Genomic DNA, 14,909 nt, shown 5'->3' with positions numbered 1-14,909 from the left:
CAGGGGCGCGGGGCCGTCGCCCCGGCCCCGGCCCTGCCGGGCGCGTTTGGCGGCCCGGGCGTTCGGGGTGCGGCCGCTCAGGCGCGGGCGTCCAGGCGCGGCCTTGCCGGGCGCGGGGCGCCGGCGGGCGCGCGCCCGTCGCGGGTGGTCGCCGCCGCCACCGCGCAGGCCGCCAGCGCCAGCGCCGCCGCCGCGAACGGGAACCACCGCCCGCCCAGCACGGCGATGGCCGCCGAGCCCGCCACGCCCCCCGCCGCCGTCCCCAGGTACAGGGCGCTGCTGTTCAGCGAGATCAGCAGCGGCGCGTTGCCCGGGTCGATCGAGGCCAGGCGGTGCGGCAGCGCCACCGACACCGCCCACCCCGCCAGCGGTACCACCACCGCGTAGGCCAGCGCCCCCGGCATGGTGCGCCCCAGCCACGGCAGCGCGGCGAAGGCGCCGGCGGCGACGGCCGAGCCGGCCAGCAGCACCCGGCGCACCCCGACGCGGTCCACCAGGCGCCCGCCCAGCCAGCTGCCGGCCACCGACATCACCCCGCAGGTCAGCAGGACCGCGCTCAGCCGGTCCGCGTCGCCGCCGGTGGCGCCGGCCACGGCGGTGGACAGGTAGATGTAGACGCTCTGGAAGGCCAGGAAGAACACCAGGGTGGTGGCCGCGGCGCCCAGCACCCGGGGCCGGCCCAGCGGCGCCAGGCGGTCCCGCAGGGCCGGGGCGGCGGCGGGGGCGGGCAGGGCGCGCAGCAGCAGCGCCAGCCCGGCCGTCGCCGCCAGGCCCAGCGCGGTGACCAGCCACATCGTCATCCGCCAGTCGGCGCGCCCCACCCAGGTGCCCAGCGGCACGCCGAGCGCGGTGGCCACCGTCATCCCGCCGAGCACCGTCGCCAGCGCCCGTCCGCGCCGCTCGGGGGCGACCAGGGCGGTGGCCACGGCGTTGGCGGTCGGCGTGTAGAGGGCGGCGCCGGCCGCGGCCAGCACCCGGGTGGCGAGCAGCAGCCCGTAGGTGGGGGCGAGCGCGCTGAGCGCGTTGGCGGCGCTGAACACCGCGAGCGCGGTCAGCAGCAGGCGCCGGCGCGGCCAGCGGGCGGTGAGCGTGGCCAGGACCGGCGCCAGCAGCGCGTAGCCGAGGGCGAAGACGGTGACCAGCTGGCCGGCGGCGGGCACCGACACCCCCAGGTCGGCGGAGATCGGGCCGAGGATGCCGGCGAAGACCATGGAGTCGGTGCCCATGGCGAAGGTGCCGAGGGCGAGCAGCAGCAGAGGTACGGGCACGGGAAGGCCCCCCGGGGCGCGTGGGACGGACAGTGCAGGGACCGGCACTGTTGGACGGGCATGAAACAGTTTGACGCTCGTCAAACACTCGGGGACGGGTGGATGATTGTCAAACCATCCGGTCCCGACCCGGGTGGTCCCCCGACCCGGTCCCGACCCGACCCGGCCCCGCCAACGGCCCCCAGGAGCGTGCGCCATGAGCGACGACGAGCGGCTTCCCCAGCCCGCCACCGCCGACATCGACCTCGTCACCGTCCTGCACGCCATCGGCGACCCCGTCCGGATGACCCTGCTGCTCAGCTACGCCGACGACGCCGAGCACTCCTGCGACCCGCGCGGCCTGGGCCTGGAGCACCTCCACAAGTCGACCGTCTCCCACCACATGCGGGTGCTGCGCGAGGCCGGCGTCACCACCACCCGCGTCGCCGGCCGCAACCGCTTCGTCAGCCTGCGCCGCGCCGACCTCGACACCCGCTTCCCCGGACTGCTCGACGCGATCCTGGCCGCCCGGCCGACTCCCGTACGGCGGGCGGCGGTTCGCCCTTAGGGCACGCCCTAGGGGGCACGGCGGCGGGCTGCCTCCGCAGGCGTAGGCCCGCGGTCGCACGCCCGGCCCCGGCCGCTCCTGCCGCGGGCGGACGCGCCCGGGCGGGCGGGCCCGGCACGGTGGACGCGCACGCCGCCCGCCCCGCCGAAGGAGCCGCGCCCATGACCGCAGCCCAGCCCGCCGACCCGTCCGCCCGCCCCTGTCCGCGCCCCTCCGCCCGGCCGCTCTCGCGCCGCGGCCTCCTCGGCGCGCTCGCCCTCGGCGCCGCCGCGGCCACCACCGGTGCCGGGCCCGCCCGCGCCGCCGCCCGTACCGGCGCGCGCGCCGACGGCACGGGCGGGCCCCGGCTGCGGCTGCCCGCCCCCACCGGGCCCCGCCCCGTCGGCACCGCCCTGCTCTACCTGACCGACACCGCCCGCACCGACGCCTGGGCCCCCACCCCGCGCCCGCGCGAGCTGCGCGCCCGCCTGTGGTACCCCGCCGCCCCCGGCGCCTGCGGCCCCTACGCCCCCTGGATGAGCCCCGCCGAGACCGCCCACCTCCAGGCCGCCTACTTCGGCACCCCCGACGCCCCCCTCACCTGGCCCACCACCCACGCCCGCCCCGACGCGCCCGCCGACCGCACCCGCCGCCACCCCGTCGTCCTCAACTCCCACGGCTCCGGCGCCGACAGCGCCTTCAACACCGCCCTCGCCGAGGAACTCGCCTCCCACGGCCACGTCGTCGCCGCCCTCGACCACACCTACGACGCCGGCGAGGTCGAGTTCCCCGGCGCGCGCCTCGAAGTACGCGACAAGCCCCGCGTCCAGGCGATGACCGACGCCGAGATCGTCGCCTACCGCGCCGCCGACGCCCGCTGCCTGCTCGACCGCCTCGACAGCGGCCCCCTGCCCGCAGGCCTGCACGGCGCCCTCGACCTCGACGCCGTCGGCATGTTCGGCCACTCCATGGGCGGCGCCACCACTGCCCAGGCCCTGCACGACGACCCGCGCATCCGCGCCGGCGCCGTCCTGGACGGCCCCCTGTTCGGCACCGCCGCCACCGCCGACCAGCCCCGCCCCCTGCTCCTGATGGCCTCCGCCTGGGACAGCCCCGCCCGCGACGCCATGTGGGACACCCTGTGGCCGCACCTGACCGGCTGGCGCCGCCGCCTGACCCTCACCCGCTCCGGACACCTGTCCTACTGCGACCTCCAACTCCTCGTCCCCCAGGGCCAGCCCGTCTTCGCCTGGCCCGCCGACCAGCTGGAGCACTTCCTCGGCACCGGCGACCCCCACCGCGCCGTCGCCGCCCAACGCGCCTACCTCACCGCCTACTTCGACCTCCACCTGCGCGCCGTCCCCCCCACCCTGCTCGACGCCCCCGCACCGGACTGGCCCGAGATCCGCTTCGACGCCTGAACCCGCCCGCACCCGCCGGCCGCCGCGTAGGGTCGGGCCCGCCCCGGGCACCCGGGCCCGCCCCGGGCAGCCGGGGCGGGCCCGCGAAAGGACCGACCGTGCCGACCACCGGCGTGCTCTTCGACGTCGACGACACCCTGTCCGACCACTCCGGCTCGGAGCGCGCCGGCATCCTCGCCCACCTCCACCGCCTCGACCTGCTGCGCCGCCTGCCCGACGAGCACAGCGCCGTGACACTGCGGCGCGAGGTCCTGGAGGAGCAGTACGCCCGCTTCCTCGCCCTGCTCGGCGAGGACACCGCCGCCTGGTTCGCCGGCTACACGGCCCACCGCGACGCCGCCCCCGTCCTCGCCGCCCTCACCCCCACCCACCGGCTCGGCATCGTCTCCCACGCCCCGATCGGCCAGCAGGTCCCCAAACCGCGCGCCACCGGCCTGCTGCACCACTTCGCCGACACCGCCCTCGTCGGCTCCGACCGGCCCGGCGAGGCCAAACCCGACCCCGCCGTCTTCCTGACCGGCTGCGCCCTACGTCGGCGACAGGTACGCCCTCGGCACCCTGCGCCCCTTCTGGCTCGACCGCACCGCCTCCGGCACCCCGGTCGCCGAGGGCATCCACGCCCTGCACACCCTCGCCGACACCCCCACCGCCCTGCACCCCTGACACCCCTGCCCGCCCAGCCCGATTCCCTGCGCGGGCGGCCGTGCGGGGCCGTAGCGCGCGAGAAGTCTGCGGGGCCGACTTCCTTCGCGGGGTGGGGGAGTTGTTGCGTTTTGTGCACCGCAAGCCGTCCAGCCCGATTCCCTGCGCGGGCGGCCGTGCGGGGCCGTAGCACGTGAGAAGTCGGCGGGGCCGACTTCCTGCGCGGGGTAGGGGGGTTGTTGCGTTTTGTGCACCGCAAGCCGTCCAGCCCGATTCCCTGCGCGGGCGGCCGTGCGGGGCCGTCGTGCGCGAGAAGTCGGCGGGGGCGGCTTCCGGCGCAGGGCCTTGGCCTTGCTGTTGGGGGGGGTGCTCCGGTCGTGCGTGAGAAGTCGGCGGGGCCGACTTTTGGTGTGGGCGGGGCTGTTTTTGCTTGGCGGTGTCGAGTCTTGCCGCTCCTGGGGGGCGAGGGCGGGTGTAGCCTGCGCGCCCTGGCGGGCCGCCGTCGTGCGCGAGAAGTCGGCGGGGCCGACTTCCTGCGTGGGGGTGCTGGTGTCCCGGGGCTGGCGGGGGCGGCTTCTGGTAAGGGGTGGGGGAGTTGCTCTGTGCGGGCGGGGTCAGGCGGTGAGGCCGAGGAGGGTGCGGCAGCCGGCGTCCAGGCCGGTGACGGTGACGGGGGTGCGGGCGTGTTCGGCCCAGGCCTCGGGGGTCAGGCGCAGGCGCTGGGAGACGACCACCCGGCCGTCCCGGGCGTCGCGGTCGATGCCGTCGTCGCGGTAGCCGAGCCTGCGGGAGACGGCCAGCGAGGCGTGGTTGTCGCGGAAGGAGAGCGAGGTCGCCGAGCGGGCGCCCAGTTCGGCGAAGGCCAGGTGGAGCATCGCGGCGCGCATCTCGGTGCCCAGCCCCCTGCCCTGGTGCTCCAGGCCGAGCCAGGAGCCGGAGACGACCTCCCGCCGCACGCCGAACTGCCGGGCCCGCATGTCCTGGATGCCCACCGGGCGCCCCTCGTGGAAGGCCACCAGGTCCAGCGCCCAGTCCTGCGCGCTCCACTGCCCCAGCCGCCGCCAGTGCAGCTGCAGCACGTGCCGGGCCCGTTCGGCGGGCGGCAGCTCGCCCCACGGCGTCAGGAAGGGCCGCTCCTGGGGCGGGTGGACGCCGCGGGCGGCGACGTCGGCCACCTCGGCGAGCTCGTCGTCGGTCGGCAGGCGCAGCTCCAGGCGGGGCGAGGACACGCGCAGCCCCCGCAGGGGCCAGTGGTCGGTGATCATCGGCCCAGTGTGCCCAGCCGGCCCCGCCCGCCGCACCGCCTTTTCCCCCGCACCGCCTTCCCCGTACCGCCTTCCCCGCACCGCCTTCCCCGCACCCCGGCCCCGCCCGCCGGGCCGTCAGCTCCCGCCCGCGCCCGCCCGGTCGAGGGAGGCGATCTCGCGCACGGCGTCGGCGACGGCGCGGAAGTCCTTCTTCAGGATCGTGTCGTGGCTGCTGGACACCTTCGCGCCGAGCCCGATGTGCGGGTTGCGCGCGGTCACCGCCGGCACCGCCGCGCGGATCAGCTCCTGCTCGTCGCCCTTGCTGCCCAGCGACGCCCCCGAGGCGAGCACGTAGCGGGTCGGCACGGTGATGGCGTCCAGGACCGCGCCCAGCGCGCGGGCGCTGTTGATCCGGCCCAGCTCGATGTTGCACTGCGCCATCTGCCGGGGCGTCATCCGCGGGGTCAGGCCGGTGGGGCGCAGCAGCAGCATGAGCGGGTACCACAGCCGGAACTGGCGGCGGATGCGCCGCTCCAGCCCCTCGTCGAGCCAGTCGTACGGCTCGGCGCCCTCGACCAGGACCGCGCCCACCGCGCGCCGGGGGTTGCGCGAGGTCCAGTGCGCGCTGACGAACGCCCCGTAGGACCAGCCCACCGTGACGGCCCGCTCCACGCCGCGGGCCGCGAGGACGGCGTTGACGTCCCGCACCGCGGCCTCGAAGGAGTAGTCGGCGGAGCGCTTCGACCGGCGCCCGCGGGCCCGCTCGTCGTAGGTGATGTGCCGCAGCCCGGGGCCGAGGTCGGCGATGACGCGGCGCCAGTAGCCCTGGGTGGCGAACTGCCCGTTGAGGTAGACCACCGGCAGGCCGGGCCCGCCGGTGTCGGTGACGGCCAGGGCGGTGTCGTCGACCGCCACCATGCCCTTCCAGGCGGCCGGACCGGTCGGGGATGCGGAGTCGATCGTCATGGTGTCCCCCTTGGAGGGTTGCGGGCCCGGAGGGCCGGGATCAGAGGCTGCGGGCGGTGATGTCGCCGAGGGCGGTGGTGGCGCGGATGCCGAGCACGGTGGTGCCGTCGTTGCGCAGGGAGTCGGCGACGCGGCCGTGGCCGGTGCCGGCGTCCAGGGCGGCCGAGACGCCCGCGGCGGCGCCGACCGTGATGCTCCCGGAGCCGGTGCGCAGCTCGACGGTGCCGCGCTGCGCCTCGGTGACGCGGATGTCGCCGCGGGCGGTGGTGATGCGGGCGGGGCCGGTGAGGCGGCCGACCTCGACGTCGCCGTCGACGGCGGTCAGCTCCAGGCTCGCGGCCTCGTCGACCTTGGTGTGCCGGTGGGCGCCGTCGAAGGCCACGTCGCCCAGGCGGCCGACGACGCGCAGTTCGGCGGCGGCGGCCGTGCCCCGCAGCGCGGAGCCGGCGGGCAGTTGGACGGTGACCTCCAGGGAGCCGGAGGGGCCCAGGAGCTGGTGCCCGGCGGCGGGGCCGGCGATGCGCAGGGCGCCGTCGGCGAACCCGACGGTGGTGCGCTCGGCGGCCCGCACGTCGCGGCTCCTGCCGGGATCGGCGGGCCGGACCTCGACGGTGGTGTCGGTGCGCTCGGCGGCGATGAGCCGCACGCGCCCGCCGGGGATGTCCAGGACGACGGCGACCGGGGCGGGGGTGTCGAACTTCTGCATGCTGGGCTCCTGTGCGGGATGCGCTCCATCGGTGTTTCCTACATTGGAAACGCTACGTTGCTTTCAGAACTCCGGCAATAAGCTTGTTGCGTCAAAGCCACGTATTCGCAGGTGGATTGCGGTAAATCATTGCAACGGGCGCAGGGGTAACGCAACGAAGGCTCTCAGGATCATTGCAATGGCCTGAGGGTGAACGCTAGGGTGGCCGCGGGCCCGGGCACCGCCGGGCCGCCACCGCCACCGAGGAGGACGCGATGCCGGGAGGCAGGCTCACCCAGCAGGAACGCCAGCAGATCGCGCTGGGGCTGGCCGACAGCCTCCCCTACGCCGAGATCGCCCGGCGCCTGGAGCGCCCCACCTCCACCGTCACCCGCGAGGTCATGCGCAACGGCGGCCCCGCCGGCTACCGCGCCGACCTCGCCCACCGCGCCGCCGGGCACCGCGCCCAGCGCCGCCGTACCGCCCCCGCCGCCGCGGCGCGCACCGGCCCCGGGCCCCACGGGCGCGACGTCGAGGCCGTGGCCGCCTACGAGGAGCAGCTCACCACCGTCCTCATGGGCTCGGGCCTCAACCGGATGAGCGCCCGCGTCGTCACCTGCCTGTCCACCACCGACGCCGGCAGCCTCACCGCCGCCGAACTCGCCCGGCGCCTCCAGGTCAGCCCCGCCTCCGTCTCCAAGGCCATCGCCTTCCTGGAGGGCCAGAGCCTGGTGCGCCGCGAACGCGACGAACGCCGCCGCGACCGCTACATCGTCGACGACGAGCTCTACTACCAGGCCGTCATCGCCAGCGCCCGCGCCAACGACCGGGTCGTCGAGACCGCCCGCCGCGGCGTCGCCGTCCTCGGCCCCGGCACCCCCGCCGCCGTCCGCCTGGAGAACATCGCCCGCTTCCTCGACTTCATCAGCGAGAGCATCGTCCGCGCCGCCGAACAGGCCCGCGAAGTCCTCCACACCAAGCCCGCGACCGGCAACGGCCCGCAGTAGCACGCCCCGTACGGGCCCGGGTCGCCCGGCCGGCCCCGGCCGCCGGGCCGGCCGCCCCGCCCGGGCGCGCCGTGCGGGGCGGCGCCGTCAGGCCAGGGCGGCGGCCAGGCGCTCGGGCAGGGTGGCGTACGGGCGGCAGTCGACGACGGGCAGGGCGTGGGCGCGGGCCCCGTCGGCGAGCCAGCCGCTGTAGCGGGCGCTGACGGCGGCGCGCTCGGGCTGCGGGCCCGAAGCGGGCTCGCGGTCCGCGTAGTTGGCGCCGATGCTGCGCGGGTCGTCCTCGTGCAGGAAGACCGCGCGCACCCGCCGGCCCTGCCCGGCGGCCTCGGCGGCGGCGCGGGCGGCGGCCCCGGGGGTGAGGTAGTCGCCCTCCACGATCGCGGGCACGTCCACGGTGAGCCGGTTGCGCACGACGCCGAGCAGCGCGTCGTCCAGGGCGCGGGCGGTGGCGATCTGGAGCTCCAGGACGCGGTCGGCGGGCAGCGCGTCGGGGTCGTCCAGGGCGTCGAAGTGGTGCAGGCCGGGGTGGCTGTCGGCGGTGGTGGCGGCCTGGAGGGCGGCCACCACGTCGTCGAACTCGACCACGAACGCGCCGTGCAGGGCGGACAGGTGGGCGGCGGCGCGGCTCTTGCCGAGGCCGGAGGCGCCTCCGATCAGCAGGACGTCCCACGGGACTTCGTCAGTGTGCATACCGGCACCGTAGACCGTTCGGGGACGGGCGGGCCCGGTGGGGCGGGGGCGGCGGCAGCGCACGCGTGCCCGGCGGCACCTCCACCGGCGAGGCGGCGCGCACCCCTGACGGCCGGCGCCTGCGGAGCCTGGAGGCGCGGGCCGTGCGGACCGGCGGCAGGGACCCGACCGCCCCGACGCCGAAGGCCGCCGAGACCCTGCGCGACCCCGCCGGCGCACCGCCCCGAGCGCGCCCGCGCGCCCCGCGGCCCGCGCTTGCCCGCCGGCGCGGCCGCGTGGTCGGATGGGCCCCGGCATCGCGTGCCGGTGGCGGACCGCGCCAGGCATGGAGGTGCCCGACCGAAGGGACCGCCCCCGTGGCCTCCCCCTCCACCGGCCGTACGGCCGCCCTCAGCCTGCAACTCGCCCGAGCCCACCAGGACCTGCGCCGACGCCTCGCCGACCTGCGCGCCGGCCTCGGCCGCCCGGCCCCGGAGCACGGCGGCGAACTCCTCACCCACTGCCTGGCCTTCTGCACCGCCCTGACCACCCACCACCGGGGCGAGGACGACGGCCTGTTCGCCCGGCTCCTGGACGAACGCCCCGACCTGGCCCCCACCGTCGGCAGGCTCGTCGAGGACCACGGCCTCGTCACCGGCATCCTCACCCGGGTGCGCGAGCTCGCCGACCGCGCCGCCGCCACCGCCCCCACCGGTGCCGCCCTGGAGGCCATCGGCCGCGAACTCGACGGCCTCGCCGCCATCATGGAATCCCACTTCGCCTACGAGGAACGCGCCCTGGGCACCGCCCTGGACGCCGGGGTGCCCGACGACGGCTGGTCCGGGCCGGTGCTGCGCCCGGGGGCGCCGTAGGCCGCGGGACCGCCCCGCCGTCCCGGTCCTCGCCGCCGGCGGCCGGGACCGGGCCGCAACCGCCGCGCGTGGTCGGCGCGCCCGCACGCCCGGCTGAGGCCCCGCCGCGGCGCGCGGGGCGCGCGGGCCCGTAGGCTGGCCCGGAGCCACCGGCAGGTGCACAAGACGACAGGAACGGGCAGGCAGGGGCACATGCAGTTCGACGACCAGGGCGACCTCGACACCTCGCAGGTGGACGACCGGCGCGGCATCCCCGGCGGGAAGGTCGCCATCGGCGGCGGGGCCGTGGGCCTGATCGCGGTGCTGTTCGCGGTCGTCCTCGGCGTCGACCCGCAGCTGCTGGGCCTGTCCTCCGGCTCCGGCACCGGCTCCTCCGCCGGCTCCGGCGGCGTGCGCACCGAGGGCGAGGCGCAGAAGTCCTGCAAGACCGGCGCGGACGCCAACAAGCGCCAGGACTGCCGGATCGTGGCCGTCACCAACAGCGTCCAGGAGTTCTGGCGCACCGAGCTGCCGCGCACCGCCAAGGTGCCGTACAAGAACGCCGAGACGGTGCTGTTCACCGGCCAGGTCTCCACCGCCTGCGGGGCGGCGACCTCCGCGGTGGGCCCCTTCTACTGCCCCGGCGACCGCAAGGCCTACTTCGACCTCGGCTTCTTCAACGAGCTGTCGGCCCGCTTCGGCGCCAAGGGCGGCCCCTTCGCCGAGTCCTACGTCGTCGCCCACGAGTACGGCCACCACGTCCAGAACCTCACCGGCGCCATGCAGAAGGTCGGCAACGACCGCCAGGGCGCCACCAGCGGCTCGGTGCGCCTGGAGCTCCAGGCCGACTGCTACGCCGGGGTGTGGGCGCACCACGCCACCACCACCCCGCAGCCCTCCACCGGCCGCCCGCTGATCGCCTCGCTCACCGACCAGGACATCGCCCAGGGCCTGGACGCTGCGGCGGCGGTCGGCGACGACCGGATCCAGCAGAACGCCACCGGGCGGATCAACCCGGAGGCGTGGACGCACGGCTCCGCCGAGCAGCGCAAGGCCTGGTTCACCACCGGCTACCGCAGCGGCGACTTCGCCCAGTGCGACACCTTCTCGGCGGCCAAGCTGTAGGGCCGCCGAGCCGCCGAGCCGTAGGGCGGCCGGGCCGTAGGGCCCGCCTGCCGGGGCCGGGGCGGCGCTCTCAGAAGCCCGTCCCCGTCCCCGTCCCCGTTTCCGCCCGCCCGCCGTCCGCCCAGTCCCAGCCCGCGACCGCCTCGCGCAGTCGGCGGGCGGCGGCGGGCAGGCGCGCCCGCCCGTCCCACAGCAGCGTCAGGCTGCGCCGGCACCCGGGGTCCCGGACGTCCACCCACACCAGCGGCAGCCGGGTGGCGGTGCGCCGGGCGAGGGCGGGCACCAGGCCCACCCCCAGGCCCGCGCTGATCAGCTCGGCGATGGCGCCGGCCTCGTCGCTCTCGCACACGATCCGCGGCGTCAGGCCGTGGGCGGCGAACAGCCGCTCCAGCAGGCGGCGCTGCCAGTGCCCGGGCCGCGCGGCGACGACCGGGCGCCCGGCGAGCTCCTCGACGCCGACGGCCCGGCGCCCGGCCAGCTCGTCGTCCGGCGCGACGGCCAGCCCCACCTCCTCGTCCAGCAGCAGGAGCGACTCCAGCCCCTCGGCGGCGACCGGCTGGGACACCACCGCGAGGTCCACGTCCCGGGCGCGCAGCCGGCGCGCCGCCTCCTGCGCGCCCAGCTGGTGCAGCTCCACCTCCACCCCCGGGTGGGCGCGCTTGAACGCGGCCAGCGGCCCGCCGAAGGCCAGGAACGTCTCCGAGGCCAGCCGCACCGTGCCCAGCCCCTGCCCGGCCGCCTCCGCCACCGCCCGTCGGCCCGCCTCCAGCTCCCCGAGCGCACGCTCCACGGAGTCGCGGAACAGCCGCCCGGCCGCGTTCAGCCGCAGCCGCCCGCCGCGTTCGAACAGCGGCGTGCCCAGCTCGGCCTCCAGGCGTGCCACGGAACGGCTCAACGACGGCTGGGCGACGCGCAGTTCCTGCGCCGCCCGGCTCAGGTGCTCCAGCCGCGCCACCACCAGGAACTGCGCGAGCGTGTTCAGCTCCACCGGCCCCCGCCCCCGCCCCCGTCCCTGCCCCGGTCCCTGCCCCGACCGGCCGACCCGCCGTCATGACGCCGTGGCGATAGCGGCCCCGGACAGGATAGCCCCGCGGTCATGGCGCCGTCCGGGAGCGGGCCGGGGCGGGCCGGGGGAGCGGGCCCGGGCGGGTCCGGGCGGGCCGGGGCGGGCCCTTGACCCGCCCATGGGGTGCGGGCGCGGGCGCCGGGCGCGCCGGAGGGCGGAGCAGGCCCGCGGGGGCCTGCGGGGGCCGCCGGATCGGCACGGACGGACCCCGGCCGACCGGAATAGGGCGTCCTGCCCCGGTTCGCGGGGAAGTGCCGGACCTTCACGAGTCTCCCATCAGATGATCACTCTGCTGCCGGAATCCCGACCCCCGCCGTACGGGGCGGCCTACTCCAATTCCCTTCGCACACCCCCGAGCAGCGAAAGGCCGCCACCCCCCATGACCCGCCCCGCCGAACACCCCACCGCCGACCGGATACTGCGCGAGGCCGCCGCCCGCCTGGACCGTCGCCGCTTCCTGACCGTCACCTCGGCCGCCGCCGCGCTCGCCTTCAGCGTCAACCTGCCCTCCGCCCACGCCGCCGACAACGAGCTCGCCCCGCGCGCCATCGGCGACGACCCCTTCACCCTCGGCGTGGCCTCCGGCGACGCCACCTCCGAGGCCGTCGTGCTGTGGACCCGCCTGGCCCCGCGCCCCCTGGAGCCCGGCGCCGGCCTGCCGCCCACCGGCTCCGTCAAGGTCGGCTGGGAGATCGCCCGCGACGAGCGGTTCCGCCGCGTCGAGCGCCGCGGCACCGCCCGCGCCCACGCCGAGTTCTCCTACGCCGTCCACGTCGACGCCGACGGCCTCGACGCCGGCCGCGAGTACTGGTACCGCTTCACCGTCGGCCCCTGGACCAGCCCCGTCGGGCGCACCCGCACCCTGCCGCCGCGCGGCCGCAGGCCCGACAGCGCCCGCATCGCCTTCGTCTCCTGCCAGGCCTACGAGGACGGCTACTTCACCGCCTACCGCCACCTGGCCGCCGAGGACCTGGAAGCCGTCTTCCACGTCGGCGACTACATCTACGAGTACGGCATCGACGCCGCCGGCGGCGACCGCAAGTACACCGACCGCACCCTGCCGGCCCACTTCGACCACGAGACCACCACCCTGGAGGACTACCGGCTGCGCTACTCCCTCTACAAGAACGACCCCGACCTCCAGGCCGCCCACGCCGCCCACCCCTGGTACGTCACCTGGGACGACCACGAGGTCGAGAACAACTACGCCGCCGGCATCCCCGAGAAGAACCAGGACCCGGCCCCCTTCGTCGCCCGCCGCGCCGCCGCCTACCGCGCCTACTGGGAGAACCAGCCGCTGCGCATGCCCCAGCCGCGCGGCACCGAGCTCACCCTCTACCGGCGCGTCCACTACGGCCGCCTCGCCCAGTTCGACATCCTCGACACCCGCCAGTACCGCGACGACCAGGCCAACGGCGACGGCTGGCAGTACCCGACCCCGCAGTCCGAGGACGCCAAGCGCACCCTGATGGGTGCCACCCAGGAGCGCTGGTTCGCCGAGGGCCTGCGCCACTCCAAGGCCACCTGGAACGTCGTGCCCCAGCAGGTCGTCTTCTCCCGCCGCAAGAACACCACCGCCGAGCGCTCCAAGCTCTCCATGGACGCCTGGGACGGCTACCCCGCCGCCCGCGAGCGCTTCCTCCAGGCCGTCGAGCGCGCCGGCGTCGAGAACCTCGTCCTGCTCACCGGCGACGTGCACGTGGCCTACGCCCTGGACGTCAAGCGCGACTTCGACGACCCGAACTCCCGCACCGTGGGCGTGGAGTTCGTCGGCACCTCGATCAGCAGCGACGGCGACGGCGCGCAGCAGCCGTCCAACTGGGCCACCCTCATGGCGGCCAACCCGCACATGAAGTTCTACGACGGGCGCCGCGGCTACACCGTGCTCACCCTGGACCAGCACCGCGCCCGCGCCGACTACCGGGTGGTCTCCCACATCACCCGCCCCGGCGGCACCCTGTCCACCGCCGCCTCCTTCACCACCGAGGCCGGCCACCCGGGCATCCGCCCCGCCTGACCGGGCCCCGGGCCCGCCGCCTTGAGGGAGGCGGCGGGCCCGGGCGCCCCGTACGGCGCTCAGCCGCCCTCCGCGGCGCGGGCGAGGACGGCCGCGGCCTGCTCCGGATGCCCAGCCAGCCACGCGCCCAGGCGCTCCCGCACGGCCCCGGCGACGCAGCCGCGCACCGCGGGGACGGCGAGCACGTCGAGGGTGGAGCCCTCGAACCGGGGATCGTCGAGCTTCACCGACACCACCGCCGTCAGGCCCGCGCAGGCCGCCCCGGCGATGCGCTCCGCGCCCGCCGGCCCCGGCCGCGGGTGCCGGCGCGCGTACGCGCCGAGCGCGGCCGCCACCCCCTCGCGCAGGCCCTCCTCGTGGGAGCCGCCGCGTCCGGTGGGCCGGTTGTTGGCGAAGCTGCGCACCCGCTCCCCGCCGCGCTCGCGCCACCGCAGGGCCACCTCCACCGTGCCCGCCATCCGCTCGTCCACGGCCTCGAACCAGACGGTGTCCGTGACGGCGGGCGCCGCATCCCCCTCGTCGAGGAGGCCGACCAGCTCCCGTACGCCGCCGGGGAAGCGAAGACGCAGCGACCGCACCTGCCGAGGGTCGCGCTCGTCGGTCAGCGAGACGTCCAGTACGCGGTTCAGCAGCGCCAGTTCGCGGAAACGGTCGGCCAGGGCGTCGAACGCCGGGCGCGTGCTCCCGAAGACCTCGGGGTCCGGACGGAAGGTGACGCAGGTCCCGCTGCCCGCGGCCGGCCCGGCCTCGGCGAGCGGGGTGAGGGCGCGGCCGCGCGCGTACTCCTGCACCCGGCGCACGCCCCCGCCCCGCGCCTCGACCGTCATCCGGCTCGACAGGGCGTTGGCGACGAAGGGCCCGATGCCGAGGAAGGCGCACGCCACGTCGTGGCGCCCGCGGGACCGCTCCCCGGAGTGCATGCGGGTCAGCAGGGCCTCCACGCCGGCGCCCGGGCCGTCGTCCGCGACGCGCACGCCGCCGTCGGGCAGCAGAGTGATCTCGACGCGCCCGGCCCGGCCGGCCAGGACCTCCTCCACCGCCGGGCCGGCGACCTCGAACACCAACTGGTTCACGCCGCGCTCACCCGTCGACCCGATGTACATCCCGGGCCACTTGCGAACGGCTTCCGCCCCCTCCAGCACCTCGATCCGGGCGTTGGCGTACGGGTTGTCGTCCTGGCTCACGGTGCCCCTCCCAAGGTGGCCGGCAGAGCTCCACAGCCTAGGTGAATTTCCTCGTAACGCCAGGTCAGGGCCGTTGCGGCGAGGGCCTGTACGGCTGCGTGGGCGCCTGTCGCCGGGCTACGGCCCCCGGCTGTCCCGGCCCGGCGCCGCAGTGCGGCCGGCGCCCCCCCCCCCCCCCCGGGGGGGGGGGCGGGGGGGGGGCGGGGGGGCCGCGCCGCGCCGTTGACCGACGGCG

The 14,909-nt window shown here is 76.9% G+C and carries 14 protein-coding genes; 7 read left to right on the top strand and 7 right to left on the bottom strand.

The window, feature by feature from the left end; genetic code table 11:
- Positions 1 to 77: 77 nt before the first annotated feature.
- Positions 78 to 1,268 carry an MFS transporter gene (locus tag ACH5AR_RS20965; RefSeq protein ID WP_396302949.1) on the bottom strand — a complete coding sequence of 397 codons (1,191 nt, stop codon included), beginning with the start codon at positions 1,266 to 1,268 and terminating at the stop codon, positions 78 to 80.
- 196 nt (positions 1,269 to 1,464) lie between these two features.
- Between ACH5AR_RS20965 and ACH5AR_RS20960 the strand changes: the two genes are divergently transcribed.
- The 3 genes from ACH5AR_RS20960 to ACH5AR_RS20950 all read left to right on the top strand — a co-directional run bounded on the left by ACH5AR_RS20960 (position 1,465) and on the right by ACH5AR_RS20950 (position 4,054).
- Complete coding sequence (locus ACH5AR_RS20960) at positions 1,465 to 1,815, top strand: ArsR/SmtB family transcription factor (protein WP_396302948.1); 351 nt, start codon at positions 1,465 to 1,467, stop codon at positions 1,813 to 1,815.
- 161 nt (positions 1,816 to 1,976) lie between these two features.
- A complete protein-coding gene (locus tag ACH5AR_RS20955) occupies positions 1,977 to 3,215 on the top strand; it encodes an alpha/beta hydrolase family protein (RefSeq protein WP_396302947.1) in 1,239 nt (412 codons plus the stop codon).
- A gap of 98 nt (positions 3,216 to 3,313) precedes the next feature.
- Complete coding sequence (locus ACH5AR_RS20950; RefSeq protein WP_396302946.1) at positions 3,314 to 4,054, top strand: HAD family hydrolase; 741 nt, start codon at positions 3,314 to 3,316, stop codon at positions 4,052 to 4,054.
- Between the two features lie 417 nt (positions 4,055 to 4,471).
- Here the strand turns inward: ACH5AR_RS20950 and ACH5AR_RS20945 are convergent, their stop codons facing one another.
- The 3 genes from ACH5AR_RS20945 to ACH5AR_RS20935 form a co-directional block, all read right to left on the bottom strand.
- On the bottom strand, positions 4,472 to 5,122 hold the full coding sequence (locus ACH5AR_RS20945; protein WP_396302945.1) for a GNAT family N-acetyltransferase: 651 nt from the start codon (positions 5,120 to 5,122) through the stop codon (positions 4,472 to 4,474).
- A 117-nt stretch (positions 5,123 to 5,239) separates the two neighbouring features.
- Positions 5,240 to 6,070 (bottom strand): alpha/beta fold hydrolase, encoded by an 831-nt coding sequence (locus ACH5AR_RS20940; RefSeq protein WP_396302944.1) that lies wholly within the window; start codon positions 6,068 to 6,070, stop codon positions 5,240 to 5,242.
- A 40-nt stretch (positions 6,071 to 6,110) separates the two neighbouring features.
- The gene (locus ACH5AR_RS20935; RefSeq protein WP_396302943.1) at positions 6,111 to 6,776 is read right to left on the bottom strand and encodes a DUF4097 family beta strand repeat-containing protein; all 666 of its coding nucleotides are present in this window, start codon (positions 6,774 to 6,776) and stop codon (positions 6,111 to 6,113) included.
- 254 nt (positions 6,777 to 7,030) lie between these two features.
- On the opposite strand from ACH5AR_RS20935, the gene ACH5AR_RS20930 reads away from it, so the two are divergent.
- Positions 7,031 to 7,762 (top strand): helix-turn-helix domain-containing protein, encoded by a 732-nt coding sequence (locus tag ACH5AR_RS20930; RefSeq protein WP_396302942.1) that lies wholly within the window; start codon positions 7,031 to 7,033, stop codon positions 7,760 to 7,762.
- 87 nt (positions 7,763 to 7,849) lie between these two features.
- Here the strand turns inward: ACH5AR_RS20930 and ACH5AR_RS20925 are convergent, their stop codons facing one another.
- Positions 7,850 to 8,452 (bottom strand): AAA family ATPase, encoded by a 603-nt coding sequence (locus ACH5AR_RS20925; RefSeq protein ID WP_396302941.1) that lies wholly within the window; start codon positions 8,450 to 8,452, stop codon positions 7,850 to 7,852.
- Positions 8,453 to 8,808: 356 nt separating this feature from the next.
- Between ACH5AR_RS20925 and ACH5AR_RS20920 the strand changes: the two genes are divergently transcribed.
- The gene (locus tag ACH5AR_RS20920; RefSeq protein ID WP_396302940.1) at positions 8,809 to 9,303 is read left to right on the top strand and encodes a hemerythrin domain-containing protein; all 495 of its coding nucleotides are present in this window, start codon (positions 8,809 to 8,811) and stop codon (positions 9,301 to 9,303) included.
- Between the two features lie 192 nt (positions 9,304 to 9,495).
- Positions 9,496 to 10,407 carry a neutral zinc metallopeptidase gene (locus ACH5AR_RS20915; protein WP_396302939.1) on the top strand — a complete coding sequence of 304 codons (912 nt, stop codon included), beginning with the start codon at positions 9,496 to 9,498 and terminating at the stop codon, positions 10,405 to 10,407.
- A gap of 70 nt (positions 10,408 to 10,477) precedes the next feature.
- On the opposite strand, the gene ACH5AR_RS20910 is transcribed toward ACH5AR_RS20915, so the two are convergent.
- On the bottom strand, positions 10,478 to 11,395 hold the full coding sequence (locus ACH5AR_RS20910) for a LysR family transcriptional regulator (RefSeq protein ID WP_396302938.1): 918 nt from the start codon (positions 11,393 to 11,395) through the stop codon (positions 10,478 to 10,480).
- Positions 11,396 to 11,852: 457 nt separating this feature from the next.
- On the opposite strand from ACH5AR_RS20910, the gene ACH5AR_RS20905 reads away from it, so the two are divergent.
- On the top strand, positions 11,853 to 13,490 hold the full coding sequence (locus tag ACH5AR_RS20905; RefSeq protein WP_396302937.1) for an alkaline phosphatase D family protein: 1,638 nt from the start codon (positions 11,853 to 11,855) through the stop codon (positions 13,488 to 13,490).
- 59 nt (positions 13,491 to 13,549) lie between these two features.
- On the opposite strand, the gene ACH5AR_RS20900 is transcribed toward ACH5AR_RS20905, so the two are convergent.
- Positions 13,550 to 14,674: a DNA gyrase subunit B gene (locus tag ACH5AR_RS20900; protein WP_396302936.1), complete on the bottom strand. Its 1,125-nt coding sequence runs from the start codon at positions 14,672 to 14,674 to the stop codon at positions 13,550 to 13,552.
- Positions 14,675 to 14,909 lie beyond the last annotated feature (235 nt).

This window comes from Kitasatospora sp. NPDC018619 (assembly GCF_044391605.1).
Lineage (GTDB): Bacteria > Actinomycetota > Actinomycetes > Streptomycetales > Streptomycetaceae > Kitasatospora.
The sequence above is the reverse complement of the archived record's forward strand: the minus strand, read 5'-3'. Positions and strand labels throughout refer to the sequence as shown.